This window comes from Streptomyces sp. NBC_01267 (assembly GCF_036241575.1).
Lineage (GTDB): Bacteria > Actinomycetota > Actinomycetes > Streptomycetales > Streptomycetaceae > Streptomyces.
The window spans coordinates 3,938,097-3,963,986 of record NZ_CP108455.1 but is presented as its reverse complement, the minus strand read 5'-3'; the positions used below and the strand labels follow the sequence as shown (position 1 = coordinate 3,963,986).

The 25,890-nt window shown below is 66.1% G+C and carries 22 protein-coding genes; 13 read left to right on the top strand and 9 right to left on the bottom strand.

Annotated features, from left to right (window positions below):
• Positions 1-75: 75 nt before the first annotated feature.
• The 7 genes from OG709_RS18220 to trxA all read left to right on the top strand — a co-directional run bounded on the left by OG709_RS18220 (position 76) and on the right by trxA (position 9,557).
• Entirely contained in the window at positions 76-2,370 is a 2,295-nt protein-coding gene (locus OG709_RS18220) for a DUF6049 family protein (RefSeq protein ID WP_329166948.1), read from the top strand.
• Positions 2,371-2,416: 46 nt separating this feature from the next.
• A complete protein-coding gene (gene murJ / locus OG709_RS18215; RefSeq protein WP_250302344.1) occupies positions 2,417-4,576 on the top strand; it encodes a murein biosynthesis integral membrane protein MurJ in 2,160 nt (719 codons plus the stop codon).
• 128 nt (positions 4,577-4,704) lie between these two features.
• Positions 4,705-6,438, top strand: coding sequence for a protein kinase family protein (locus OG709_RS18210; RefSeq protein ID WP_250302345.1), 1,734 nt, complete (start codon positions 4,705-4,707; stop codon positions 6,436-6,438).
• Between the two features lie 57 nt (positions 6,439-6,495).
• Positions 6,496-7,185: an RNA polymerase sigma factor SigM gene (gene sigM / locus OG709_RS18205; protein ID WP_250302429.1), complete on the top strand. Its 690-nt coding sequence runs from the start codon at positions 6,496-6,498 to the stop codon at positions 7,183-7,185.
• The gene (locus tag OG709_RS18200; RefSeq protein ID WP_266641835.1) at positions 7,182-8,078 is read left to right on the top strand and encodes a hypothetical protein; all 897 of its coding nucleotides are present in this window, start codon (positions 7,182-7,184) and stop codon (positions 8,076-8,078) included. Before sigM ends, OG709_RS18200 begins: the two co-directional genes overlap by 4 nt.
• A gap of 105 nt (positions 8,079-8,183) precedes the next feature.
• Positions 8,184-9,158 carry a thioredoxin-disulfide reductase gene (gene trxB, locus OG709_RS18195; protein WP_250302347.1) on the top strand — a complete coding sequence of 325 codons (975 nt, stop codon included), beginning with the start codon at positions 8,184-8,186 and terminating at the stop codon, positions 9,156-9,158.
• Positions 9,159-9,209: 51 nt separating this feature from the next.
• Positions 9,210-9,557, top strand: a complete 348-nt coding sequence (gene trxA, locus OG709_RS18190) for a thioredoxin (protein WP_250302348.1) — start codon at positions 9,210-9,212, stop codon at positions 9,555-9,557.
• Between the two features lie 85 nt (positions 9,558-9,642).
• Here trxA and OG709_RS18185 read toward each other — a convergent pair whose 3' ends face one another.
• The 9 genes from OG709_RS18185 to rpmH all read right to left on the bottom strand — a co-directional run bounded on the left by OG709_RS18185 (position 9,643) and on the right by rpmH (position 16,488).
• Positions 9,643-10,260: a GNAT family N-acetyltransferase gene (locus OG709_RS18185; RefSeq protein ID WP_250302349.1), complete on the bottom strand. Its 618-nt coding sequence runs from the start codon at positions 10,258-10,260 to the stop codon at positions 9,643-9,645.
• A gap of 289 nt (positions 10,261-10,549) precedes the next feature.
• Complete coding sequence (locus OG709_RS18180) at positions 10,550-11,650, bottom strand: ParB/RepB/Spo0J family partition protein (protein ID WP_250302350.1); 1,101 nt, start codon at positions 11,648-11,650, stop codon at positions 10,550-10,552.
• Complete coding sequence (locus OG709_RS18175) at positions 11,647-12,723, bottom strand: ParA family protein (RefSeq protein ID WP_250302430.1); 1,077 nt, start codon at positions 12,721-12,723, stop codon at positions 11,647-11,649. The genes OG709_RS18180 and OG709_RS18175 overlap by 4 nt, the downstream gene beginning before the upstream one ends.
• Before the next feature lie 251 nt (positions 12,724-12,974).
• Positions 12,975-13,691 carry a 16S rRNA (guanine(527)-N(7))-methyltransferase RsmG gene (gene rsmG, locus OG709_RS18170; RefSeq protein ID WP_250302351.1) on the bottom strand — a complete coding sequence of 239 codons (717 nt, stop codon included), beginning with the start codon at positions 13,689-13,691 and terminating at the stop codon, positions 12,975-12,977.
• 107 nt (positions 13,692-13,798) lie between these two features.
• Positions 13,799-14,311 carry a Jag family protein gene (locus tag OG709_RS18165; protein ID WP_250302352.1) on the bottom strand — a complete coding sequence of 171 codons (513 nt, stop codon included), beginning with the start codon at positions 14,309-14,311 and terminating at the stop codon, positions 13,799-13,801.
• Between the two features lie 15 nt (positions 14,312-14,326).
• Entirely contained in the window at positions 14,327-15,631 is a 1,305-nt protein-coding gene (gene yidC, locus OG709_RS18160) for a membrane protein insertase YidC (protein ID WP_250302353.1), read from the bottom strand.
• Positions 15,632-15,634: 3 nt separating this feature from the next.
• The gene (gene yidD / locus OG709_RS18155; RefSeq protein WP_250302354.1) at positions 15,635-15,964 is read right to left on the bottom strand and encodes a membrane protein insertion efficiency factor YidD; all 330 of its coding nucleotides are present in this window, start codon (positions 15,962-15,964) and stop codon (positions 15,635-15,637) included.
• Positions 15,961-16,332: a ribonuclease P protein component gene (rnpA, locus tag OG709_RS18150; RefSeq protein WP_250302355.1), complete on the bottom strand. Its 372-nt coding sequence runs from the start codon at positions 16,330-16,332 to the stop codon at positions 15,961-15,963. The genes yidD and rnpA overlap by 4 nt, the downstream gene beginning before the upstream one ends.
• 18 nt (positions 16,333-16,350) lie before the next feature.
• The gene (rpmH, locus tag OG709_RS18145; RefSeq protein WP_030990579.1) at positions 16,351-16,488 is read right to left on the bottom strand and encodes a 50S ribosomal protein L34; all 138 of its coding nucleotides are present in this window, start codon (positions 16,486-16,488) and stop codon (positions 16,351-16,353) included.
• 365 nt (positions 16,489-16,853) lie between these two features.
• On the opposite strand from rpmH, the gene dnaA reads away from it, so the two are divergent.
• The 6 genes from dnaA (at position 16,854) to gyrB (ending at position 25,875) form a co-directional block, all read left to right on the top strand.
• The gene (gene dnaA / locus OG709_RS18140) at positions 16,854-18,620 is read left to right on the top strand and encodes a chromosomal replication initiator protein DnaA (protein ID WP_284348615.1); all 1,767 of its coding nucleotides are present in this window, start codon (positions 16,854-16,856) and stop codon (positions 18,618-18,620) included.
• An 882-nt stretch (positions 18,621-19,502) separates the two neighbouring features.
• Complete coding sequence (dnaN, locus tag OG709_RS18135; protein ID WP_250302356.1) at positions 19,503-20,633, top strand: DNA polymerase III subunit beta; 1,131 nt, start codon at positions 19,503-19,505, stop codon at positions 20,631-20,633.
• Between the two features lie 123 nt (positions 20,634-20,756).
• Positions 20,757-21,635 carry a phosphogluconate dehydrogenase (NAD(+)-dependent, decarboxylating) gene (gene gnd, locus OG709_RS18130; protein ID WP_250302357.1) on the top strand — a complete coding sequence of 293 codons (879 nt, stop codon included), beginning with the start codon at positions 20,757-20,759 and terminating at the stop codon, positions 21,633-21,635.
• A gap of 30 nt (positions 21,636-21,665) precedes the next feature.
• Entirely contained in the window at positions 21,666-22,796 is a 1,131-nt protein-coding gene (recF, locus tag OG709_RS18125) for a DNA replication/repair protein RecF (RefSeq protein ID WP_250302358.1), read from the top strand.
• The gene (locus OG709_RS18120) at positions 22,793-23,365 is read left to right on the top strand and encodes a DUF721 domain-containing protein (protein ID WP_250302359.1); all 573 of its coding nucleotides are present in this window, start codon (positions 22,793-22,795) and stop codon (positions 23,363-23,365) included. The genes recF and OG709_RS18120 overlap by 4 nt, the downstream gene beginning before the upstream one ends.
• 446 nt (positions 23,366-23,811) lie before the next feature.
• Positions 23,812-25,875 (top strand): DNA topoisomerase (ATP-hydrolyzing) subunit B, encoded by a 2,064-nt coding sequence (gene gyrB / locus OG709_RS18115; protein WP_284348619.1) that lies wholly within the window; start codon positions 23,812-23,814, stop codon positions 25,873-25,875.
• The last annotated feature ends 15 nt before the right edge of the window (positions 25,876-25,890 follow it).

Genomic DNA, 25,890 nt, shown 5'->3' with positions numbered 1-25,890 from the left:
CACATCGTTACCATGCGTGGACGCAGCAACCGAGAAGCACCGAATCAGCGACGAAGACGAGGGACGGGCAAGCGCGTGGCCGAGGCGGCACACTTCCAGGAGATGACCCCCTCTCCTGCCCGCCGGTGGCTGCGGCGCTCCGCGTCGCTGCTCGCCGGGGGAACGCTCATGGCGGGCCTGTTCTGCGGCCCGGCCGCGGCTCCGGCACAGGCTGCGGTAGCCACGACAGGTACCGGCGATGTGGCCGTCAGCCTGGATGCGCTGACGCCCAGCGCTCCTGTGAAAGGCGACACAGTCACCATCTCGGGCACGGTGACCAACAAGCGCAAAGAAACCATCACTGACGCTCATGTCGGCGTACGGGTGGGTCCACGTCTGGTCGGGCGGTCCGCGATCGATGACGCGGCAAAGCACGCGTCGGACCTGACGGGCAACGACCCGCTGGAAATCGGCGACAAGTACACAACGAAGTTCGCGAAGCTGCCCGCGGGCATCAGCGAGGACTTCTCCATCTCCGTCCCGGTGAGCAAACTGGACCTCGGTGCGGACGGGGTGTACCAGCTCGGTGTCTCCTTGACCGGCCAGACCGCCAACGCCGGGTATCAGCAGATGCTCGGTATCCAGCGGACGTTCCTCCCCTGGCAGCCCACGGCTCTCGATAAAAAGACACAGGTCACCACTGTGTGGCCGCTCATCTCAAAGGTCCATCTGAGGTCGGAGACGGGCTCCGACGCCCAGCAGACGCCGGTCTTCGAGAACGACGAACTCGCGGAAGAGCTCGCTCCTGGCGGGCGGCTCGAGCAGATGGTCTCGCTGGGCCGCTCGCTGCCCGTCACCTGGGTCATCGACCCGGACCTGCTGGCCGGTGTCGACGCGATGACACGGAACTATCAGATCAAGGTCGGGAACACCGAGGTCGCGGGCAAGAATCAGGCCGTCGCAAAGAAGTGGCTGAGCGAGCTGGAGGACGCAGTCCAGGGACAGCAGGTCGTCGCCCTGCCGTTCGCCGATCCCGATCTGGCTTCCCTGGCGCATCGCGGCAAGAACGTCCCCGGTGCACTGAGCCACCTGCAGTCAGCCACGGAGATCGCCGCCACGACGGTGCAGACCATCCTCCATGTGAAGCCGTCCACCGATTTCGCCTGGCCGGCCGATGGTGCGATCGACCCTTCGATCGTCGATGTGGCCACTTCCGCCGGCGCACACAACGTGATCGCCAGCAGCGACAGCATGGAGGAGACGGCAGGGCTGCCGTACACACCCACCGCAGCCCGCCCGATCGGCGGAGGCACCACAGCCGTGGTCTCCGATGCCCGGCTCTCCAACGCCTTCCAGGGCGATATGACCGAGGCGGGATCCTCCACGCTCGCCGTTCAGAACTTCCTCGCCCAGTCCCTCGCACTAACCCTTCAGGACACGTCCAAGCAGCGCAGCACGGTCATCGCCCCACAGCGCATGCCGTCCACCAGCCAGGCGCAGTCGATGGCGAGCGCGCTTCGCGCCCTGGACGCACAGCGATGGACTCAGCCGCTCAACCTGGTCGAAGCGTCGAAGGCCAAGGCAGACCCGGATGCCACAACCACGGTGCCCAGTGCCTCCGCCTACCCGAATTCCCTGCGCCGCCAGGAACTGCCGACGCAGGCGTTCCAGGACGTCAGAACCACACAGACCACACTCGACAACTTCAAGATCATTCTGACTCAGCCGGACCGGGTGGTGACCCCGTTCAGCAACGCCATCGACCGGTCGATGGCCACTTCCTGGCGCGGCGACGCCAAGGGAGCACGCACCTACCGGGACGAGGTGCAGGACTATCTGCTGAGCCTCACCGGCCAGGTGCAGATCGTCCAGAAGTCGGCCATGACCCTGTCCGGGCGCAGTGCGACGATCCCGGTGACCGTGCAGAACAAGCTGCTCCAGCCCACCCAGCACCTGGTACTGCAACTGCGCTCGACCAGCCCCACTCGCCTGCAGTTGGGCAACGACAAGGCTGCTATCGCCGAACAACCGCTGAAGATCGCCGGCGGACACAGCCAGACGGTGAAGTTCACGACGTCGATCAATGCCAACGGACCCGTTCAGGTGTACGCCCAGCTCTTCACTGAGGACGGCACGCCGTACGGCACTGCGAAGGCGATGCCCTTCACAGTGACGGTCTCCGAGATGACACCGACCGTGATGCTGGTCATCGCCGGTGGCGTACTACTCCTGGTGCTCGCCGGGATCAAGATGTACACGCACCGCAAGCGCACGGCCGCTCGGGCGGCCAGCACAGGGGACGATGATCCCGAGCAGCCGAGTGACCCGGCGGCGGACACCGGAGCAGAAAGCGGGAACCCGCCGGGCACGGGTGAGAAAGTGGACCGTTGAGCGATGTCGTGGCAGGCCGGCCGGGGACGATGAGGTGGGGTAACCAATGAACGCGCCGTACGACGGTGACCGCGACCAGGGTGCTGGGGGCGGGGCTGCGTATTCCGGTGGGACACCCCCCGAGCCCCCTGTGGCGGGCCAGGCCCCGCCGCCGCCTGATCCCTATGTCCAGGACGCGTACACCTACAACCCCTACGCGGCGCACGATCTCAGCGCCCAGGACCCGGTGACGGAGGCGCTCTACGACAGGGCGTCCCACCCACCGCCGCCCCCCGGTACGTACGCCGAGCCGCAGCCGATGTATCAGCAGCCGCCCGCTGCGCAGTACGCCCCCGATCCGCGGGTGTGGGCGCAGACACCACCGCCCGAGCCTGCGGGCCCGTCCCGCTACCTGCCGTACGGTGACGACGCCACGACACAGTTCGTCGGGGTGGACGACCTGGTCACCCAGGCCGCCGACGAGCCGGAACAGCAGGACGCCTTTGCCCATCTCTTCCGGGACCAGCAGGGCACCGCAGCAGTCCCGGCCCCCGGTCAGGCACCGGAACCGGCCCCGGCCCCTCCTCCTGAGAAGTCGGGCGGCGCTTCGGGCCTGCTGAAGTCGAGTGCGGTGATGGCCGCGGGCACTCTGGTCTCCCGCCTCACCGGCTTTGTCCGCACCATGGTGATCACCGCCGCACTGGGCGCCGCAACGCTCGGCGACTCGTTCACCGTCGCGTACACCCTGCCGACGATGATCTACATCCTGACGGTCGGCGGCGGCCTGAACTCTGTGTTCGTGCCGCAGCTGGTCCGCTCCATGAAGGAGGACGACGACGGCGGCGAGGCGTACGCCAACCGCTTGCTCACCGTCGTCATGGTCGCGCTCGGTGTCATCGTCGGCATCGCGGTCTTCGCTGCCCCCTTGCTGATCCGGCTGATGTCTCTGCCGATCGCGGACGACCCGGCAGCCAACAACGTGGCCGTCACCTTCGCCCGCTACTGCCTGCCCACCATCTTCTTCATGGGCGTGCACGTGGTGATGGGGCAGATCCTCAACGCCCGCGGGAAGTTCGGCGCGATGATGTGGACCCCGGTCCTCAACAACATCGTCATGATCTTCACGTTCGGCCTGTTCATCTGGGTCTACGGCACCTCAGCCGACTCCCACATGAAGGTCACGACCATCCCGGCCGACGGGGTACGGCTGCTCGGCATCGGCACGCTGCTGGGCCTGACGGTCCAGGCCCTATCGATGATTCCGTACCTGCGCGAAGCAGGATTCCGCTTCCGACCCCGGTTCGACTGGCGCGGCCACGGCCTCGGCAAGGCCGTGAAGCTCGCCAAGTGGACGGTCCTGTTCGTCCTCGCCAACCAGGCGGGAGTCCTGGTGGTCACCCAGCTCGCCACCGCAGCGGGCAAGGCCTCCCACCGGGACGGCGCCGGCATCATGGCCTACTCCAACGCCCAGCTGATCTGGGGAATGCCACAGGCCATCATCACCGTCTCGGTCATGGCCGCACTGCTTCCGCGTATCTCCCGCGCCGCCAACGACGGCGACGTCGGTGCGGTCCGTGACGACATCTCGCAGGGGCTGCGGAACTCCGCCGTGGCAATCGTCCCGGTCTCCTTCATGTTCCTGGCTCTGGGCGTCCCCGTCTGCACCCTGCTCTTCGCTTCCAGTGGCGTGGAGGCCTCACAGTCCATGGGATACGTCCTGATGGCTTTCGCTCTGGGCCTGATTCCCTACTCGGTGCAGTACGTCGTCCTGCGTGGCTTCTACGCCTACGAGGACACGCGTACCCCCTTCTACAACACGGTCATCGTCGCCGCGGTCAACGCTGCGGCCTCCGCCCTCTGCTACGTCGTTCTTCCCGCCCAGTGGGCAGTCGTCGGCATGGCGGCCTCGTACGGCCTCGCCTATGCCGTCGGTGTCGGCATCGCCTGGCGGAGACTGCGCAAACGGCTGGGAGGCGATCTCGACGGCACTCACATCCTGCGCACGTATGCACGCCTCGCTCTGGCGTCCGTCCCGGGGGCCGTCGTCGGCGGCGCTGTGGGTTACGCCATGATCCGGGTGCTGGGGCAGGGCGCGTTCGCTTCGCTGGCAGCATTGGTCGTCGGAGGCGTTGTGCTTCTCGGTGTGTTCTTCATCGCTGCGAAGCGGATGCGGATCGCAGAGCTCAACTCAATGGTGGCCATGGTGCGTGGGCGCCTCGGCCGCTAGGCATCGGCGGGATCGCACAACCATCGTCCGTCGCCGCGTGTCGTGCATAGCGCCGGACTGTGGGCACAATTGGCATGGCTCTGCAGACTGGCCGACAGCGCGCAACGGATGGGGAGGCAGGAACGACGGTGGCGGAACGTAGCACGGCTGCCGTCGACGTGGCCGACAACAGCGGCGACAAACCGCTGTCCGCCAAGGCGGACAAGGCCACGGCCGACGGCACGGTAGAACCTCAGGAAACGGCTGACACCACGGCCGGTGAAAGCCCCCAGGACGACGACAAGAGCGAGCGGAACCACGACGAGACCGTCGTGCCCCCCGAGCTGCACAGTGGGCACAAGCTCGCCAGACGCTACCGGCTCGAGGAGTGCGTCACCCGCCTGGACGGTTTCAGCAGCTGGCGCGCGGTCGACGAAAAGCTGCGGCGCGCAGTCGGCGTGCACCTGCTTCCCGCAGAGCACCCGAGAGCCCGCTCCGTACTCGCGGCGGCCCGCTCCTCGGCTCTACTGGGCGACCCGCGCTTCGTACAGGTCCTGGACGCCGTCGAGGAGGACGACCTCGTCTACGTCGTCCACGAATGGCTGCCCGACGCGACAGAAATTACCGCGCTGCTCGCCTCCGGTCCCCTGGAGTCCCACGACGCCTACCAGCTCGTCAACCAGGTCTCCCAGGCCATGGCCGCCGCTCACCGGGAAGGCCTGGCCCATCTCAGGCTCACCCCCAGTGCCGTACTGCGTACCTCCTCGGGGCAGTACCGCATCCGCGGCCTCGCAGTGAACGCCGCGCTGAGGGGTATCACCTCCGACACCCCTCAGCGCACCGACACCGAAGCGATCGGCGCCCTGCTGTACGCGTCGCTGACTCAGCGCTGGCCCTACGAGACCGACGCCTACGGTCTCTCCGGCCTGCCCAAGGGAGTCGGGCTGATCCCTCCGGACCAGGTGCGGGCCGGCGTCAACCGCGGACTGGCAGAACTCGCCATGCGCGCTCTGGCCAACGACGGAGCAACCGCCTCCCGCCAGGAACCGCCCTGCACGACACCGGACGAGCTCGCCAAGGCAGTGGCGGCGATGCCCCGCATCCGCCCTCCGGAGCCTGCCTACACCCCTCCACCCGAGTACCAGCGCACCACCTATCAGCAGGGCACCTACGGCCGTCCTGCTCCCGATGCCAGGGTCGCTGCGACCCAGCCCGTGGTCACTCCGCCGCCCCCGCTCCAGGGCCGCACCGGCAAGGCCTTGAAGTGGGCCGTGTCCGCCCTCCTGATCGCAGCGCTGGGCCTGGGCAGCTGGCAGCTCGCCGACAGGCTCCTCCGCGACAAGGATTCGGACAGTCCCGGAACGAGCCAGACGCACAACGGCAACAGCAACGGCACCACCGAGGAGAAGGCTCCCAAGGCGCTCACCATCAAGGACGCCGCGGAGTACTACCCGGACGGAAAGCCGCAGCATCCGGCAGACGTCGGAGACACCTACGACGGCGACAGCTCGACCTACTGGCGCACCTTCTCCTACAAGGGCGGCCCGACTCTGGCCCCGTTCAAGCAGGGCGTCGGAATCGTGTACGACCTGGGCTCGGCGCAAGACGTATCGGCCGCCTCCATAGGGCTCCTTTACCCGGGAAGCGAAACCGCGATCTCCTTGTATGCCGCAGGGTCGCTCTCCTCGTCCGCTCCACTCAGTTCGATGAAGAAGATCACTTCTACGAGCACCAACGGCACCACGGCTCAGCTCAAGGCCGACAAACCAGTCAGCACGCGATACGTACTCGTCTGGATCACGGCCATGCCTAACTCCCCCGGAGATCAGTACAGCGGTGCAGGGTACAAGCAGGCTGTGACGGATGTGAAGTTCACAGGCTGATCAGGGCCGACAGGGGAGGGGCACTCACCGTTGGACGACGACGCCGAACACTGCGCCATGGACGACCAGGAACTGCTGGCTGCCCACGTCGCAGGTGATCCCGACGCCTTCGGTGAGCTCGTGCGTCGCCACCGCGACCGGCTCTGGGCCGTCGCCCTGCGCACCCTCGGAGACCGAGAGGAAGCCGCCGACGCCGTCCAGGACGCACTGGTCTCCGCCTATCGCGCCGCTCACACGTTCCGTGGCCAGTCAGCCGTCACTACCTGGCTGCACCGCATCACCGTCAATGCCTGTCTCGACCGGGCTCGCAAAGCCGCCTCCCGTAAGACCTCACCCGTTGACACCGCCGAACGTCTTGATCAACTCCTTGAACCCCATGAGTCTGCCGAGGCACCTGCTGAGCGCCAGGACCTCCACCGACAACTCATCAAGGCCATGAGCACCCTTCCCCCTGAGCAGCGAGCCGCCCTGGTTCTCGTCGACATGCAGGGCTATCCCGTGGCTGAGGCAGCCCGCATCCTCAATGTTCCGAACGGGACTGTGAAGAGTCGCTGTGCGCGGGGCCGAGCGAGGCTCCTGCCGCTACTCGCTCATCTACGCCCGGCCCTGCCCGACTCGGAAGACAGCACCGGGCCCGACAGAAGACGGAACCGGATGTCAGGGGCATCCGTCCCACCTGCGCCGAGACCGAAGGACGCAGAGCCACATGATCCTGCTGCAGCGAAGGGCGGAGGTGGACGCACATGACATCGAGGACCGACGCGGCACAACACCCTGATGCCTCAGAGATCTCCGACCTCAGCATCCTCGCTCCGTCCCGTGCCGCATCCGTACGCAAGCACCTAGGCGGGTGCTCTTCGTGCGCCGAAATCAAGGACTCTCTCGACGAAATCCAGAAGCTGCTCGGCCGCCTGCCGGACCCGGTGGAGATGCCGTCCGACATCGCGGACCGCATCGATGCTGCTCTGGCTGCGGAAGCACTGCGCGATGTCGATGGAGGAGAGAAAACGACGCATGTTTCACGTGAAACATCGCGCGCTTCCCTGGCTGCGGAGTCAGCCAGCACAAGCCGCCCGTCAGGGCACCCCCGTGCCGGCACAGGGCCCGGCCGCACCCGCACAGTGCGGCGCCGACGGCACGTCGCCGCACTCAGCGCAGCCTTCGGCGCCGCTGTCATCGGCGTCAGTGTGTTCTTCCTGCAGTCGTCACTTGCCCCGTCCCATGGCGACACCAGGGCCGCTGAGAACACATCGAAACGTGGAGAGGCGCCCGTCTTCGCTGAGTCTGCGCTCCGCGGGCAGGTGCACTCTCTCCTGGCCACAGATACACCGCCGGCGTCAGTGGCTTCTCCGCACGAGAAGGAAGCGCCCTCCGTTCATCTGGACTCCAGCCCGAAGGCCCTCAAGAAAGGCCTTGCAGTGGTGGTGCCTCCCTGTGTGGAGAGTGGCATCGGCCGTGATGAAAGCCCGCTCGCCGCGCAGAAGGGGACCTACAAAGGCGTAGATGCCTTCCTCGTCGTGCTACCGCACCCTACTGACAGCAGCCGGATTCAGGCATACGTCGTCGATGCGGCCTGCGTCGACGCTGTGCCACCCGTCCGCGGCAAGGTTCTGTTGACGCACGTCTACCCCCGCGGCTGACCCTGTCGGGAATGCACGCCCCGTAGGATCCGTTGGGTGGGTTGAGAGTCCATTGGACCTGGCCCAGTAGGCAGTAAGCAGTCCGCAGAGACGAGGAAGAAACCCGTGAGCGACGTCCGTAACGTGATCATTATCGGCTCCGGGCCCGCCGGTTACACCGCCGCGCTGTACACCGCACGCGCGTCACTGCAGCCGCTGGTCTTCGAAGGCGCCGTCACCGCCGGTGGTGCGCTCATGAACACCACCGAGGTGGAGAACTTCCCCGGATTCCAGGACGGCATCCTGGGACCGGACCTGATGGACAGCATGCGCGCCCAAGCCGAACGCTTCGGCGCCGAGCTGGTTCCTGACGACATCGTGGCCGTCGACCTGACCGGCGACATCAAGACCGTCACCGACACTGCGGGCACAGTGCACCGTGCCAAGGCTGTCATCGTCACGACCGGCTCGCAGCACCGCAAGCTCGGTCTGCCCAACGAGGACGCGCTCTCCGGACGGGGTGTCTCCTGGTGTGCCACCTGCGACGGCTTCTTCTTCAAGGACCAGGACATCGCCGTCATCGGCGGCGGAGACACCGCCATGGAGGAGGCCACCTTCCTTTCCAGGTTCGCCAAGTCCGTCACGATCGTCCACCGCCGTGACACTCTGCGGGCCTCCAAGGCAATGCAGGAGCGCGCCATCGCGGATCCGAAGATCAAGTTCGCCTGGGACAGCGAGGTCGCCGTCATCCATGGTGAGCAGAAGCTCTCCAGCCTGACTCTGCGCAACACCAAGACCGGTGAGACCTCTGAGCTGGCGGTTACCGGGCTGTTCATCGCAGTCGGCCACGACCCCCGCACGGAGCTGTTCAAGGGCCAGCTGGACCTGGACGGCGAGGGCTATCTGAAGGTCGATGCACCTTCCACGCGGACGAACCTGACCGGTGTCTTCGGCGCGGGTGACGTGGTGGACCACACCTACCGGCAGGCCATCACTGCCGCCGGCACTGGATGCTCCGCCGCTCTGGACGCCGAGCGCTTCCTGGCCGCCCTGGCCGCCGGTGAGAAGGCCGCAGAGCCCGAGAAGATCGCCAGCGCCTGATCCCCTACGAACCTCACCCCCATACACCCCGCCAAGAAAGAGGAGCCCGCCGTGGCCGGCACCCTGAAGAACGTGACTGACGCCTCCTTCGAACAGGACGTGCTCAAGAACGACAAGCCCGTACTCGTCGACTTCTGGGCCGCCTGGTGCGGTCCGTGCCGCCAGATCGCCCCCTCCCTTGAGGCGATCGCGGCCGAGTACGGCGACCAGATCGAGATCGTGAAACTCAACATCGACGAGAACCCGGGTACGGCCGCCAAGTACGGCGTGATGTCGATCCCGACTCTCAATGTCTACCAGGGCGGCGAGGTGGCCAAGACCATCGTCGGTGCCAAGCCGAAGGCCGCGATTGTCCGCGACCTTGAGGGTTTCATCGGTGGCGAGGCCACGAAGGCCTGACTCCGCTGACGTTTCACGTGAAACAGGGCTGCCCTCCGGGGTGGCCCTGTTTCACGTTGCGGCGAGATCTGTGAGAGCGCGGGCCTCACAGCGGACGCAACACCGGGTCCTTCTTCACCACGCCCAGCAGACGGTCGAGGGCAAGCTCCACGTCTTCCCTCCAGGACAGAGTGGTGCGCAGTTCAAGCCTCAGCCGAGGGTAGTTCGGATGCGGCCGTACGGTCTTGAAGCCGACTGCCAGAAGATGGTCCGCCGGAAGCACGCAGGCCGGCTCTTTCCATCGGGCATCGCCGAAGGCCTCGATCGCCTTGAAGCCCCTCCGTAACAGGTCCTTGGCGACCGTCTGTACCAGCACCCGTCCCAACCCCTGCCCCTGGTATCCAGGCATGATCCACGCTGTCATCAGCTGAACGGCGTCGGATGAGACAGGACTGGTCGGGAAGGCCGTGGAACGCGGTACATATGCCGGAGGCGCGTAGAGAACGAAGCCCACCGGCACACCGTCGACGTAGATGGCCCTGCCGCACGATCCCCACTCCAGGAGTACGGCGGAGATCCAGGCTTCCTTTGCCAGCTCGGGCGTACCCGCCTTTATCGCGGCTTCCCCAGTGACTGGATCAAGCTCCCAGAAGACGCAAGAACGGCAGCGCTTGGGGAGGTCCGGAAGGTTATCCAGTGTGAGCGGTACAAGCCGACGCCCCATGAACGGTGCTCCTCACTTCCTCCGCCTGGCGCTGCAAGCGCGGCACTCAGCACATCCCGGTCCAGGGCGCTGACGAACTCGCTGACCACTCCGAACTCAGAACAAGAGACCTCCCCTGGTTGCCGTTCATACAGCCCCAGCCGCCGCTCCAAGGTGGACCAAAATGGATGCGCCGTAACAGAACGCATCGTATCCATCCGGCCGATCTAACGGACACCGCGAGAAAGCAAAGAGGCGGGGCATGTTCCGGCTCACCGGACATGCCCCGCCTCGCTACCCGACTACGGACTCAGCCCTCGTCGTCTTCCGCTGCTTCCTCCGTGAGCCGCTTCTCCAGCACACGTCCCTCACCTGGGGCAAGCGAACCAAGAATCCGGTCCAAATCATCCATGGAAGCGAACTCGACGACGATCTTCCCCTTCTTCTGACCCAAGTCGACCTTCACTCGCGTCTCGAAACGATCCGAGAGTCGTGACGCAAGATCAGACAGGGCGGGTGAAAGACGGGCACCTGCCCGCGGCCCCTTGGACTTGGGAGTGCTCTGTGGCCGCGACTGCATCAAGGTGACGATCTCTTCGACCGCACGCACCGAAAGCCCCTCCGCCACGATGCGATGGGCCAGCCGGTCCTGCTCCTCGGAGTCATCCACCGAGAGCAGAGCTCGGGCGTGCCCCGCAGACAGCACACCCGCAGCAACCCTGCGCTGCACCGGGGGCGAAAGCCTCAGCAGTCGCAGCGTGTTGGAAACTTGAGGACGCGATCGGCCGATTCGATCGGCCAGTTGATCGTGGGTGCAGCTGAAATCCTGAAGCAACTGGTCATAGGCAGCCGCCTCTTCCAGCGGGTTCAACTGAGAGCGGTGCAGGTTCTCCAGCAGTGCATCCAGAAGCAACTTCTCATCGTCCGTCGCCCGGACAATCGCCGGGATGCGCTCCAGCCCTGCCTCACGACAAGCCCTCCAGCGCCGCTCACCCATGATGAGCTCGAACCGCTCAGTCCCCACCTGCCGTACAACGACGGGCTGGAGAAGGCCCACCTCCTTGATAGAGGAGACGAGCTCAGCCAGAGCATCGTCATCGAACACCTCTCGCGGCTGACGCGGATTGGGTGTGATCGCATCCAGCAGCAGCTCCGCGAAGTAGGCGCTCGCGGGCTCTGGTGCCTCTGCCTTAGGTGCCGACTCCTGAGCAGGCACCACCGTTTCACGTGAAACGGTGCTTGGCGGAAGCGCGGCCAACTTCGCGGCAGCCACTCCCCTCTCCGCCGTCAGTACCGAGGCCGCCCCTGGGGAAGCAGACCCCTCCCCGCCGACCAGGCCTGCCTTCTCCTGCGGTGCAGCAGGGATCAGCGCACCGAGCCCACGCCCCAGGCCTCTACGTCGCTCACTCACTGGATCCCCTCCGGCATGCTTTGCTGGCTATTTTGACTGCCCGTATGCGCGTGCCGGGCGTCGTAGTGCATATCGACGCCGCGCAGCGCGATCTCACGAGCCGCTTCGAGATACGACAGCGAACCGCTCGATCCCGGATCATAGGTGAGGACCGTCTGCCCGTAGCTCGGGGCCTCAGAGATGCGCACAGACCGGGGGATGCTCGTCTTGAGCACCTCACGGACGAAGTGACTTCGCACCTCATCTGCCACCTGCGACGCTAGCCGGGTCCTGCCGTCGTACATGGTGAGCAGAATCGTCGACACATGCAGTTCGGGGTTGAGATGCCCCCGCACCAGATCGACATTCCGCAGTAGCTGGCCCAGGCCCTCAAGGGCGTAGTACTCACACTGAATCGGGATCAGCACTTCGGCACCGGCGACCATCGCATTGACTGTCAGCAGCCCCAAAGACGGCGGGCAGTCGATGAGGATGTAGTCCAGCGGCTGTTCGTAGGCCTGGAGAGCCCGCTGCAGTCGGCTTTCCCGAGCCACCAGAGAGACCAACTCGATCTCAGCACCAGCGAGATCAATGGTTGCCGGAGCGCAGAAGAGGCCTTCAACATCTGGGACCGGTTGTACGACCTCGGAGAGCGGCCGACTCTCTACCAGAACATCGTAGATCGACGGAACTTCAGAGTGATGGTCGATCCCCAACGCCGTAGAGGCGTTTCCCTGAGGGTCAAGGTCAACCACCAGCACACGCGCACCGTGCAGCGCGAGTGAAGCGGCAAGGTTGACCGTTGTGGTGGTCTTACCGACGCCGCCCTTCTGATTGGCGACCACGATGACACGTGTCCGCTCCGGCCGTGGCAGACCCTCACCGGCACGGCCGAGAGCTTCTACTGCCAGCTGGGCAGCGCGACCAATAGGGGTGTCGTCCATCGGGGGCGGTGTTTCACGTGAAACATCCTCTCCCGCCGACTCGGTACGGGGACCGGGGACCGGATCGGTCATCGGTCCCGCGATGTTGGCGTCGGACCGCAAGGATTCACCCTCCTCGACTTCAGGCTCGCAATGCACAGAGCCTGCCATGCTTTCGGGGGTGTGAACCAGCGAGGCATGTTCTTCTGTGGATGAATCCACCTTTGTGGACAACTTCGTGACCCCAAAGGGCCTACGATCACGCGGCGTGGATGCCGCACGACTGCGATTGATGATCCCATGCAGCAGAGAGCGACGTTTCACGTGAAACACGATGCCTGGGTCGCCGCATCAGGTCGTCACGACACTCCGAAATGTGCATATTTGACAGCTTTCGGGGAGCTTGTAAGGCAACCGCGTCGCTAGCGACGTCGACGGGTTCGGCTCACCCGGGCAGCCTTCGCTCGTTTCGCCGCGAAACGCACACCTCCAGGGCTCTCACCCACCTCGACGCGCACCACCGTGGACAACGGGTCGACGATTCCCTCTCCGACCTGGAGCACCGATGTCTCTACGACACCAAGCTTGCTCAGAGCCGCCCTCGCCCCCTGAATCTCCTCTTCGGCCGTGTCTCCCTTGAGGGCGAGCATCTCTCCGTAAGGGCGCAGCAACGGCACCCCCCACCCGGCCAGGCGGTCCAGGGGGGCCACTGCGCGGGCCGTCACCACGTGCACGGGCGGCAACTTACCGAGGACCTCTTCGGCCCGCCCCCGAACAACCGTCACGTGGTCCAGGCCCAGCAGCTCCACAACCTCTTGAAGGAAGTTCGTCCGCCGCAACAGCGGCTCAAGCAGCGTGATCTTCAAATCCCTGCGCACCAGGGCAAGTGGAATCCCCGGAAGTCCAGCTCCCGAACCCACATCACAGACCGTAACGCCCTGCGGAACCACTTCGGAGAGCACCGCGCAGTTCAACAGATGCCGCTCCCAGAGCCTGGGTACCTCACGCGGTCCGATCAGCCCCCGCTTGACCCCCGCGTCCGCAAGCAACTCTGCGTACCGGACAACTTCCGGGAAGAATTCACCGAAAACCTCATGCGCCACTTCCGGCGCCTCGGGCAGCTCCGCTGACTCCGTCACGGGGACCGTCCTTCCGTACCGCATTACCGCATGGATGGCTGACATATCAGGCTGACAAAGATCGGCCCCGCCTGCGAACAGACGGGGCCGAGAGAACAACGTACCGGTCAGGCCGGGAGCACGACGACGAAGCGCTGCGGCTCCTCGCCCTCGGACTCGCTGCGCAGCCCGGCGGCGGCAATCGCGTCGTGTACAACCTTGCGCTCGAACGGCGTCATCGGGTCGAGCCTCACCGGCTCACCGGAGCTCTTCACCTCGTCGGCGGCCTTGGCCCCCAGCGCAGCGAGTTCCTCACGCTTCTTGGCCCGGAACCCGGCGATGTCCAGCATCAGACGGCTGCGATCTCCGGTCTCCCGGTGGACTGCGAGCCGGGTGAGTTCCTGAAGCGCTTCCAGTACCTCACCGTCCCGTCCCACGAGCTTCTGAAGATCACGGCTGCTCGCATCACTGATGATCGAGACAGCCGCGCGGTCGGCCTCGACATCCATGTCGATGTCGCCGTCGAGGTCCGCGATGTCCAGCAGGCCTTCGAGATAGTCCGCCGCGATCTCGCCCTCCTGCTCAAGGCGGCTCAGCGTGTCGCCTTCAGCGGCGGCGGAGGTGGTGGTGCCTTCCGTCACGGGATGGACTCCTTCTTACTTCTTGGACGGGTGCTTGGGGCGCTGCTGGCCCTTACGCTGCCCGGACTTGGCTTGACGTGCGGTACCGGAAGCAGACTTACCGTCCGGCTTGGGCTCGGCGTCCTGCGACTCGTCCTTGGCCAGCGAGGTCTTCTCGGCGTCATCGGCCTTGTCGGTAGCCCCTGGCGTCTTGGCCCCGCCGGTCTGAGCAGCGCCCGCGTGACCGGCGCCCGTCTGACGCTTTGCCTTGGTCTGCCGCTTGGGCTGCTGACGCTTGGGAGCAGCGTCCTCCAGGCTGACGCCTTCCGCCTCGGCGGCCACCGCGGCGTCGCTCTTCTCCACGGTGCCATCGGCCTGTGCCACAAGGCCGGCCTTGCTCAGCGTGGTGATGAACTTCCGCTCGGCGTCGTTGCGGTCCTTCGTCTCCTTGGACGCGATGCCCTTGATGATGTTGCGCTGGTGACGCGTCCGCGTCGCACCGTGTGTGATGAGGTGCTTCTGCATCCGCTCCAGCAGACCCGACTGAGCCTGGCTGCCGGGGGTGGGGTTGCGGTGGATCACGAACATCTGCTGGCCCATGGTCCATACGTTGGTGGTCAGCCAGTAGACGAGGACACCGACCGGGAAGTTGACACCCATTACGGCGAACATGAGCGGGAACACGTACATGAGCATCTTCTGCTGCTGCATGAACGGCGTCTTGACGGACATGTCGACGTTCTTCGTCATCAGCTGGCGCTGCGTGTAGAACTGCGACGCCGACATCATGATGATCATGACCGCGGTGACGATCCGGACATCGGTCAGTGAGGCGCCGAGCGCCGCCACCTTGTCCGAGCTGTCCATGAACTTCGCAGCCAGCGGGGCGCCGAAGATGTGCGCCTTCTGCGCGCTCGCCAGGAGCGGCTCGTCGATGTACCCCTTCGTCTGGCCATTGGCGATGGCCGAGAGCACGTGGTACAGCGCAAAGAAGAACGGGGACTGCGCGATGATCGGAAGGCACGAGGAGAGCGGGTTGGTACCCGTCTCCTTGTACAGCTTCATCATCTCTTCGGACTGACGCTGCTTGTCGTTCTTGTAGCGCTCCTGGATCGCCTTCATCTTCGGCTGGAGCGCCTGCATGCCACGGGTCGACTTGATCTGCTTCACGAAGAGCGGGATCAGGCAGATCCGGATCAACACCACCAGGGACACGATGGACAGGCCCCAGGCCCACCCGGTGTCAGGACCAAAGATCCACCCGTACAGCGTGTGGAACTGGACGATGACCCAGGAAACTGGGGTAGTGATAAAGCTGAACAGACTGGCAATCGTGTCCACTAATCAGGCTCCTTGAGCATTGGGCGAGGTCTCTGCGGCCGGGCCCGTCTCCTGACCGGAGTGCCCGCCCTTGCTTGTCCGCCACGCATTGCGCAGCAGTTCGTGCCAACGCGGACGTTTGCGCGGCGGAACGTGGTCCACGCCACCTGGCGACCACGGATTGCATCGCAGGATGCGCCAGGCCGTCAGCGCCGTTCCCTTCACCGCACCGTGCCGGTCGATAGCCGTATATCCATAGTGGGAACACGACGGGTAGTACCTGCAGACAGGCCCCAGGAGCGGGCTGATCGTCCACTGGTACAGCTTGATGAGAGCCAGCAGCGGGTACTTCATCGCGCGCCCCCTCCCAGTAGCCGCCCCAGGGCGGCATCCAGGTCTCGGGCCAGCTGTGCATGGTCGGCGGTGCCCGCGCCGGGCAGCGCCCGTACGACAACCAGGCTACCGGGGGGCAGCTGTGAGAGCCGATCCCGCACCAGATGGCGAAGCTTCCGCTTCACGGCGGTGCGGACGACGGCTCCGCCCACGGCCTTGCTTACGACGAAACCCGCACGTGTCGGGGGAGTGCTCTCCCCAGGCACATGCGGGTCCGTTGTAGCGCTGCGTAGATGGACGACGAGCAGCGGGCGACCTGCCCGGCGCCCTCGTCGTACTGCGGCTGCGAAGTCCTCGCGCCGCCTCAGCCGATTCTCGGTAGGCAGCACGTCATGACCTGTACGAGATCAGGCGGACAGGCGGGAGCGACCCTTGCCACGGCGGGTCGCCAGGATTGCGCGACCGGCACGCGTACGCATACGGAGACGGAAGCCGTGGGTCTTCGCACGACGACGGTTGTTCGGCTGGAAGGTGCGCTTGCTCACTCGGGGGCTCCAGAAATGAATCGGGTGATGGCGGGACATCGCCTGGCTGTCACCGTGCGCCCACGAGTAGCTCGCGAATACGCCCGTGTGCACCGCTTCACGACCACAAGATCATGATCATTGCCCATCGGAGGCAGGCGGCAGCAGCCATCGACAACTCGACCTGGTCACGGTACGCGCGGCTACGCCATCCGGTCAAACCAGCCCTTTCACCGGACCTCGCTGTGCACAGGCTGTGGACAACAACTTGAACCCTGCGGGTCGCCCTGACTACCGTGGCGGGACTCCGAAGTCTTTTTCCTGCCTGTCTTCACCCCCCGTCCCGAGAACCACACATTCGTGGGACCTGCGAGAGAGCGTGCCCTGTGGCTGATGTACCTGCCGATCTTGCCGCAGTGTGGCCACGAGTACTCGAACGTCTCCTCGGCGAGGGCCAGCAAAATATCGAGCCGAAGGACAAGCAGTGGATCGAGCGCTGCCAGCCGCTGGCCCTGGTGGCCGACACCGCCCTGCTCGCCGTTCCCAATGAATGGGGCAAGCGCGTCCTCGAGGGCAGGCTCGCACCGCTCATCAGCGAAACGCTGAGCCACGAGTGCGGTCGCCCGATCCGGATCGCCATCACTGTCGACGACACCGTGGGTGATTCCTCCCCTCCGGCTCCGCCGATGCAACAGGCACCCCAGTCTCAGCAGCAGCCGCGCTACCAGCATCCGCAGCACGACGAACCGCGGCACGGCGATACGTACGACGGATACGGTCGGCGCCCCTCCGACGACGGAATGCCTACGGCACGCCCGGCCTACCCCGACTACCAGCAGCAGCGCCCCGATCCGGGCGGCTGGCCGCGGCCCCAGGAGGACCTTTCCTGGCAGCAGCCGCGGCTCGGCGGTTTCCAGGAGCGCGACCCCTACACCGGCCCCCGCTCGCAGCAGCCGCAGCACGACTACCGGCAGCCGGAGCGTCAGGAGTACGAGCAGCAGCGCCCCGAGCGGCACGACCTCCGGGATCCCCAGTCCTCGCAACGCCATCTGCCCACCCCCAGCGGGGCCCCCGGACCGCTGGCCGCGCAGCCGGCTCCGGCACCGGGGCCGGGCGAGCCGCAGGCCAGGCTGAACCCGAAATACCTCTTCGACACCTTCGTCATCGGCGCGTCCAACCGCTTCGCGCACGCCGCCGCCGTCGCGGTCGCCGAGGCGCCGGCCAAGGCGTACAACCCCCTGTTCATCTACGGGGAGTCCGGGCTCGGCAAGACCCACCTGCTGCACGCCATCGGGCACTACGCCCGCAGCCTCTACCCGGGTACCCGGGTGCGCTATGTGAGCTCCGAGGAGTTCACCAACGAGTTCATCAACTCGATCCGCGACGGCAAGGGCGACACGTTCCGCAAGCGCTACCGCGATGTCGACATCCTCCTCGTCGACGACATCCAGTTCCTGGCGAGCAAGGAGTCGACGCAGGAGGAGTTCTTCCACACCTTCAACACACTCCACAACGCCAACAAGCAGATCGTCCTGTCCTCGGACCGGCCGCCCAAGCAGCTGGTGACTCTGGAGGACCGGCTGCGCAACCGCTTCGAGTGGGGTCTCACCACCGACGTACAGCCGCCGGAGCTGGAGACGCGGATCGCGATCCTCCGCAAGAAGGCGGTCCAGGAGCAGTTGAACGCGCCGCCGGAGGTCCTCGAGTTCATCGCCTCCCGCATCTCGCGCAACATCCGGGAGCTGGAGGGTGCGCTGATCCGGGTGACCGCGTTCGCCTCGCTCAATCGGCAGCCGGTGGATCTCGGGCTCACCGAGATCGTGTTGAAGGATCTGATCCCCGGTGGCGAGGACTCGGCACCGGAGATCACCGCGAGCGCCATCATGGCGGCGACGGCCGACTACTTCGGCCTGACCATCGAGGATCTCTGTGGATCCTCACGCAGCCGCGTGCTGGTGACGGCCCGGCAGATCGCGATGTACCTCTGCCGTGAACTCACCGATCTCTCACTGCCCAAGATCGGCGCGCAGTTCGGTGGCCGTGACCACACGACCGTGATGCACGCCGACCGGAAGATCCGCGCGCTGATGGCCGAGCGGCGCTCCATCTACAACCAGGTGACCGAGCTCACCAACCGCATCAAGAACGGCTGACACAGCACTTCCAGAGCCTGTGAAGGGCGCCCCGGGATCGGATCCCGGGGCGCCCTTCGGCGTTCCTCGGCGGGTCCGGCCGGTCCGTCGCAGCGGGTCGGGTCCGGCTCGCTGCCAACTGTCCGGTGAGTTGTCCGGCTTCCCGGTGTTCGAATACGGGCGGCACGCGTATCTTCTCCACAGCATCGGGGGAGATCTTCCGTCCACACCCTGGGGACTGTTGAGTTGTCCCAAAAGTGTCCACAGGGACGGTTGCTGAGACTCCATCACCCCAGGTCAGACGGCTGTGGATTTGTGATCAACTTTCATCCACAGGCTGTGGACAGAAATCTTGACCGCTGGTCGCCGATCACGTTGTCCACCGGCGGCCCACAGGGAGCGCCACGTTGTCCCCAGCTTCTCCACACCCTTGTCCACTGTTCGGCAACGAAACACCCGGGCTCACCGGGTCGAGTGAAAGCCGTCACACCAAGGAGGTCGGTTGGGCTGTGGGGAAGATGGGTAAAGCTGGGGACAGACCTGGGGAGAAAGTGGCCTCCCCTGTGTATCGGGTGTGCAGAACTTTTCGCCGTCCACAGAGCCGAGCAGTTTTCCACCGGCTCCACCCACAGGCGTGGTGGACAAAAAAGTGGGTCTGAGCTGCGAAAACAGGGTTATCCACGGTTTCCACAGCCCCTACTACTACTGCCTCCTATAGTTACCGGGGAATTGGCTTCGAAGTGGGCGCTGTGCACAACTCGCCGCCGGAGCCCCCGGCACCGCTCGGCACGACTTGACCCCGACTCGCACCGACTGTCGGTGGCGTAGGTCAGACTGGTCCCCGGCGACAAGCCGACGACGAAGGCCAGCAGGGCGAGCGAGCAACAGCAGGAGGCGGTTCCGGTGAAGATCCGGGTGGAGCGCGATGTACTCGCGGAGGCGGTGGCCTGGGCGGCCCGCAGCCTTCCGGCCCGTCCGCCGGTGCCCGTCCTTGCGGGCCTGCTGCTGAAGGCCGAGGAAGGCGCTCTGAGCCTCTCCGGCTTCGACTACGAGGTCTCGGCGCGGGTCTCGGTGGACGCGGAGATCGAGGAGGACGGCACCGTTCTCGTCTCGGGCCGGTTGCTCGCCGACATCTGCCGGGCCCTCCCCAACCGCCCCGTGGAGATCTCCACGGACGGTGTGCGGGCGACCGTGGTCTGCGGTTCCTCACGGTTCACACTCCACACGCTGCCTGTGGAGGAATACCCGACGCTGCCCCAGATGCCGACCGCTACCGGCACGGTTCCGGGTGAGGTGTTCGCCTCGGCAGCCGCCCAGGTGGCCATCGCGGCCGGCCGCGACGACACACTGCCCGTCCTCACCGGCGTGCGCATCGAGATCGAGGGCGACCGGGTCACCCTGGCGTCCACCGACCGCTACCGCTTCGCGGTCCGCGAGTTCCTGTGGAAGCCGGAGGACCCGGAGGCATCCGCGGTCGCGCTGGTGCCCGCCAAGACGCTCCTGGACACCGCCAAGTCGCTGACCAGCGGTGACACCGTGACCCTGGCGCTGTCCGGATCCGGGGCGGGCGAGGGCCTGATCGGCTTCGAGGGAGCGGGACGGCGTACGACCACGCGGCTGCTCGAGGGCGACCTGCCGAAGTACCGGACGCTCTTCCCCACCGAGTTCAATTCGATCGCTGTCATCGAGACCCCCGCTTTCGTCGAGGCCGTCAAGCGTGTGTCCCTGGTCGCCGAGCGGAACACCCCGGTTCGACTGAGCTTCGAGCAGGGCGTGCTGATCCTGGAGGCCGGGTCCAGCGACGACGCACAGGCTGTGGAGCGGGTCGACGCCAAGCTCGACGGTGACGACATCTCGATCGCCTTCAACCCGACCTTCCTGCTGGACGGTCTCAGCGCGATCGACTCCCCGGTCGCCCAGCTCTCCTTCACCACGTCCACCAAGCCCGCGCTGCTCAGCGGACGGCCTGCTGTCGATGCCGAGGCGGACGACGCGTACAAGTACCTGATCATGCCGGTGCGCCTGTCGGGCTGAGGCCCTTGCCAGGCCCCGCTGACGCCGTACGTCTGAGCGGCTGACCCCGCAGGTGTGTGCCTGCGTCCCGGCGTACGCTCGGACGCGGGTACGAAACGCCACCACGTCACTAAGGATCTTCTGATGGAGCTCGGTCTCGTCGGCCTCGGCAAGATGGGCGGGAACATGCGCGAGCGCATCCGCCGCGCTGGTCACACCGTCATCGGTTACGACCGCAACCCGGACGTAGCCGATGTCCACAGCCTGGAAGAGCTTGTGGGCAAGCTCAAGGGCCCCCGCGTCGTATGGGTCATGGTGCCGGCCGGTGCCGCGACCCAGTCCACCATCGACGAGCTGGCCGAGCTGCTCTCCCCCGGCGACATCGTCGTGGACGGTGGCAACTCGCGCTGGACCGACGACGAGAAGCACGCGGTCGAGCTGGGGATCAAGGGCATCGGCTTCGTCGACTGCGGTGTCTCCGGCGGGGTCTGGGGCCTGGAGAACGGCTACGCGCTGATGTACGGCGGCGACACCGAGCACGTCGCGAAGGTGCAGCCGGTCTTTGACGCGCTCAAGCCCGAAGGCGAGTTCGGCTCGGTCCACGCGGGCAAGGTCGGCGCCGGTCACTTCGCCAAAATGGTCCACAACGGCATCGAGTACGCCATGATGCAGGCCTACGCCGAGGGCTGGGAGCTCCTGGAGAAGGTCGACTCGGTCACCGATGTGCGCGAGGTCTTCCGCTCCTGGCAGGAGGGCACGGTCATCCGTTCCTGGCTGCTGGACCTGGCGGTCAACGCGTTGGACGACGACGAGCACCTGGACCAGCTCCGCGGGTTCGCCGCCGACTCGGGCGAGGGCCGCTGGACGGTCGAGGCCGCGATCGACAACGCGGTGCCGCTGCCCGCGATCACCGCATCCCTCTTCGCGCGCTTCGCTTCGCGGCAGGACGACTCCCCGCAGATGAAGATGATCGCGGCGCTGCGCAACCAGTTCGGCGGCCACGCGGTCGAGAACAAGAAGTAAGCCAGCAGCAGGGAAGGTCGGCGCACGGTCATGCACGTCACGCACCTGTCGCTGGCCGACTTCCGCTCGTACGCCCGGGTCGAGGTTCCTCTCGACCCGGGCGTCACCGCGTTCGTGGGCGCCAACGGCCAGGGCAAGACGAACCTCGTCGAGGCGGTCGGGTATCTCGCGACGCTCGGCAGCCACCGGGTCTCCTCGGACGCGCCACTGGTGCGGATGGGAGCCGACCGGGCTGTCATCCGCGCCGCTGTCACACAGGGCGAGCGGTCACAGCTCATCGAGCTCGAACTCAATCCCGGCCGGGCCAACAGGGCTCGGATCAACAGGTCGTCGCAGGTCCGACCGCGCGATGTGCTGGGGATCGTGCGCACCGTACTCTTCGCCCCCGAGGACCTGGCCCTGGTCAAGGGCGACCCGGGTGAGCGGCGGCGGTTTCTGGACGAGCTGATCACGGCGCGCTCGCCGCGGATGGCCGGGGTGCGGTCCGACTACGAGCGGGTTCTGAAGCAGCGCAACACCTTGCTGAAGTCCGCGGCGATGGCGCGCAGGCACGGTGGCCGCTCCATGGACATGTCCACACTCGATGTGTGGGACCAGCACCTGGGCCGGGTGGGAGCCGAGCTGCTGGCACAGCGGTTGGATCTGATCGCGACGTTGCAGCCGCTCACGGACAAGGCGTACGAACAGGTCGCGCCGGGCGGGGGTCCGATTGCGCTGGAGTACCGGAGCTCGCTGGGCGAGGGAATCGAGGCGGCTCAGTCGCGGGACGAGCTGTACGAGCAGTTGATCGCGGCCCTGGTGGGGGTCCGTAAGCAGGAGATCGAGCGGGGGGTGACCCTGGTCGGGCCGCACCGTGACGATCTCGTCCTGAAGCTGGGGCGGCTGCCCGCGAAGGGCTATGCCAGCCACGGGGAGTCGTGGTCCTACGCCCTGGCGCTGCGGCTGGCTTCGTACGACTTGCTGCGGGCCGAGGGCAATGAACCTGTGCTGGTGCTCGACGACGTGTTCGCCGAGTTGGACGCGCGCCGCCGGGAACGGCTGGCCGAGCTGGTGGCTCCGGGTGAGCAGGTGCTTGTGACGGCGGCTGTGGACGACGATGTTCCGGGTGTGCTGGCCGGCGTGCGGTACGCCGTTTCGGAAGGGGCGGTGGAACGCGTATGAGCGGGCCCTCGGCCGATGACACGGGTGGCGCGGAAGGTGCTTCGCAGGGGCCTGAGGCTCCGAAGGTTCCTGAGTCCTCCGGTATTGATCTGGCGCGGGTCGCGTTGCGGGCGGCCAAGGAGCAGGCGAAGGCGCGAGGGGCTGCGGCCCAGCAGAAGAAGCAGGCCAAGCGGGGTGGCCTGCGGTCGGGGGCGCGGGCGGACGGACGGGATCCCCTGCCGCTGGGTGCGGCGATCAATCGGCTGATCACCGAGCGCGGCTGGGAGACACCGGCTGCGGTGGGCGGGGTGATGGGCCGCTGGCCACAGATCGTGGGCGACGATCTGGCCAAACACTGCGTGCCTCAGCGCTATGACGAGGATGCGCGGGTGCTGACCGTGCAGTGCGATTCAACGGCCTGGGCGACACAGCTGCGGTTGTTGGCGCCGCAGTTGGTGGCTCGGCTGAATACGGATCTGGGCCACGGCACGGTGAAGCTGCTGAAGGTCTTGGGGCCCGGTGGGCCGCCCCGCCGGTTCGGGCCGCTGCGGGCGCCGGGCAGCAAGGGGCCGGGCGACACGTACGGCTGATGCCCGGACCGTGGTCGCTGCCGGATGCGGCCTTCGAGGACGCTCCGCCGCGCCTCGCCATGCCCCTGCCCGCCCTCCTTGCTCCTGTCTACTCCCGGGCTCGCGCTCGGCTGTTTTTCCTGCTTCCTCCGCGTGTGTGCGTTGTTTCACGTGAAACAACGCACACAGTGCTGACGTCTTACCGGGTGAGGCGGGAGGCAGGTCGCTCACCTGTCCCTCACCGTAGCGGGAGGTTGACAGGCCGAAGCGCTTAAAGCCCGTGTGAGCCTCCTGGAGCCCCTTCCCGAATATGGGGAGTCGGACGGCGCCGGTTCAGGGCGGCACATGTGGACTCAGGTACCGGCAAACCCCCATTCACGTCTGCGCTACCGGTAGACTGAGTGACAATCCCGCTCCGCGGAACAAGTCGAACGACGCAGCCGCTCCTGCCTGCCCTGGAGAGGCCTGTGCTGTGCCAGAAAGGGCGCTTCGTGGCCGATTCCGGCAACCCCAATGAGATCCCCCCGTCCACTGTCGGCGAGCACGGCGAGGTAACCGCCTCGTACGACGCCAACGCGATCACCGTCCTCGAGGGTCTGGACGCGGTTCGCAAGCGGCCCGGCATGTACATCGGCTCGACCGGTGAGCGCGGACTCCACCACCTGGTGCAAGAGGTCGTCGACAACTCGGTCGACGAGGCCATGGCCGGGCACGCGGACAGGATCGACGTCACGATCCTTCCGGACGGCGGCGTTCGCGTGGTCGACAACGGGCGCGGCATCCCCGTCGGCATCGTGCCCTCGGAGAACAAGCCGGCCGTCGAGGTCGTCCTGACCGTGCTGCACGCCGGCGGTAAGTTCGGCGGCGGCGGTTACGCCGTCTCCGGCGGTCTCCACGGCGTGGGTGTGTCCGTCGTGAATGCCCTGTCGCAGAAGCTCTCCGTCGACGTCAGGACCGACGGGTACCGGTGGACCCAGGACTACAAGCTCGGTGTGCCGACGGCGCCCCTGGCCCGCAACGAGGCCACGGAGGACACCGGCACCACGGTCACCTTCTGGGCCGACGGTGATGTCTTCGAGACGACCGAGTACTCCTTCGAGACGCTGTCGCGGCGGTTCCAGGAGATGGCCTTCCTGAACAAGGGCCTCACCCTGACGCTGACGGACGAGCGGGAGTCGGCGAAGGCCACCGCGGGTGCGGACACGGTCGACGAGGCGGCGGGCGAGGAGCAGGTCCGTACGGTCACGTACCACTACGAGGGCGGCATCGTCGACTTCGTGAAGTACCTCAACTCGCGCAAGGGTGAGCTGATCCACCCGACCGTGATCGATGTCGAGGCCGAGGACAAGGAGCGTCTGCTCTCGGCCGAGATCGCGATGCAGTGGAACTCGCAGTACAGCGAAGGTGTGTACTCCTTCGCGAACACGATCCACACGCATGAGGGCGGTACGCACGAGGAAGGCTTCAGGGCCGCGCTGACGGGCCTGGTCAACCGGTACGCGCGGGACAAGAAGCTGCTGCGCGAGAAGGACGACAACCTCTCGGGCGAGGACATCCGTGAGGGTCTGACGGCGATCATCTCGGTGAAGCTGGGCGAGCCGCAGTTCGAGGGGCAGACGAAGACCAAGCTGGGGAACACGGAGGCGAAGACCTTCGTGCAGAAGGTCGTCTACGAGCACCTCACGGACTGGTTCGACCGGAACCCGAACGAGGCCGTGGACATCATCCGCAAGGCCATCCAGGCGCAGACGGCACGGGTCGCGGCGCGTAAGGCGCGTGACCTGACCCGGCGCAAGGGGCTGCTGGAGAGCGCGTCCCTGCCGGGCAAGCTGAGCGACTGCCAGTCGAACGACCCGACGAAGTGCGAGATCTTCATCGTCGAGGGTGACTCCGCCGGTGGTTCGGCGAAGTCCGGGCGTAACCCGATGTACCAGGCGATCCTGCCGATCCGGGGCAAGATCCTGAACGTCGAGAAGGCGCGGATCGACAAGATTCTGCAGAACACCGAGGTACAGGCGCTGATCTCGGCGTTCGGTACCGGGGTCCACGAGGACTTCGATATCGAGAAGCTGCGCTACCACAAGATCATTCTCATGGCGGACGCCGACGTCGACGGCCAGCACATCAACACGCTGCTCCTGACGTTCCTGTTCCGGTTCATGAGGCCGCTGGTCGAGGCCGGGCACGTGTATCTCTCGCGTCCGCCGCTGTTCAAGATCAAGTGGGGCCGGGACGACTTCGAGTACGCGTACTCGGACCGGGAGCGCGACGCCCTGGTCGAACTGGGCAAGCAGAACGGCAAGCGGATCAAGGACGACTCGATCCAGCGGTTCAAGGGTCTCGGTGAGATGAACGCCGAGGAACTGCGGATCACCACGATGGACGTGGACCACCGCGTGCTCGGACAGGTCACTCTGGACGACGCGGCGCAGGCCGACGACCTGTTCTCGGTGCTGATGGGTGAGGACGTCGAGGCGCGGCGCTCCTTCATCCAGCGCAACGCCAAGGACGTCCGCTTCCTCGACATCTGAGTCGGCCGTACAAGC

What these genes read in the sequence shown, in the direction of transcription:
- OG709_RS18120 (WP_250302359.1), top strand. Translation starts at nt 22,793, where the DNA reads ATGAGCGGGCCCTCGGCCGATGACACGGGTGGCGCGGAAGGTGCTTCG.
- yidD (WP_250302354.1), bottom strand. Translation starts at nt 15,964, where the DNA reads ATGAAGTACCCGCTGCTGGCTCTCATCAAGCTGTACCAGTGGACGATC.
- OG709_RS18185 (WP_250302349.1), bottom strand. Translation starts at nt 10,260, where the DNA reads ATGGGGCGTCGGCTTGTACCGCTCACACTGGATAACCTTCCGGACCTC.
- gnd (WP_250302357.1), top strand. Translation starts at nt 20,757, where the DNA reads ATGGAGCTCGGTCTCGTCGGCCTCGGCAAGATGGGCGGGAACATGCGC.
- sigM (WP_250302429.1), top strand. Translation starts at nt 6,496, where the DNA reads ATGGACGACCAGGAACTGCTGGCTGCCCACGTCGCAGGTGATCCCGAC.
- recF (WP_250302358.1), top strand. Translation starts at nt 21,666, where the DNA reads ATGCACGTCACGCACCTGTCGCTGGCCGACTTCCGCTCGTACGCCCGG.
- OG709_RS18175 (WP_250302430.1), bottom strand. Translation starts at nt 12,723, where the DNA reads ATGGCAGGCTCTGTGCATTGCGAGCCTGAAGTCGAGGAGGGTGAATCC.
- OG709_RS18200 (WP_266641835.1), top strand. Translation starts at nt 7,182, where the DNA reads ATGACATCGAGGACCGACGCGGCACAACACCCTGATGCCTCAGAGATC.
- murJ (WP_250302344.1), top strand. Translation starts at nt 2,417, where the DNA reads ATGAACGCGCCGTACGACGGTGACCGCGACCAGGGTGCTGGGGGCGGG.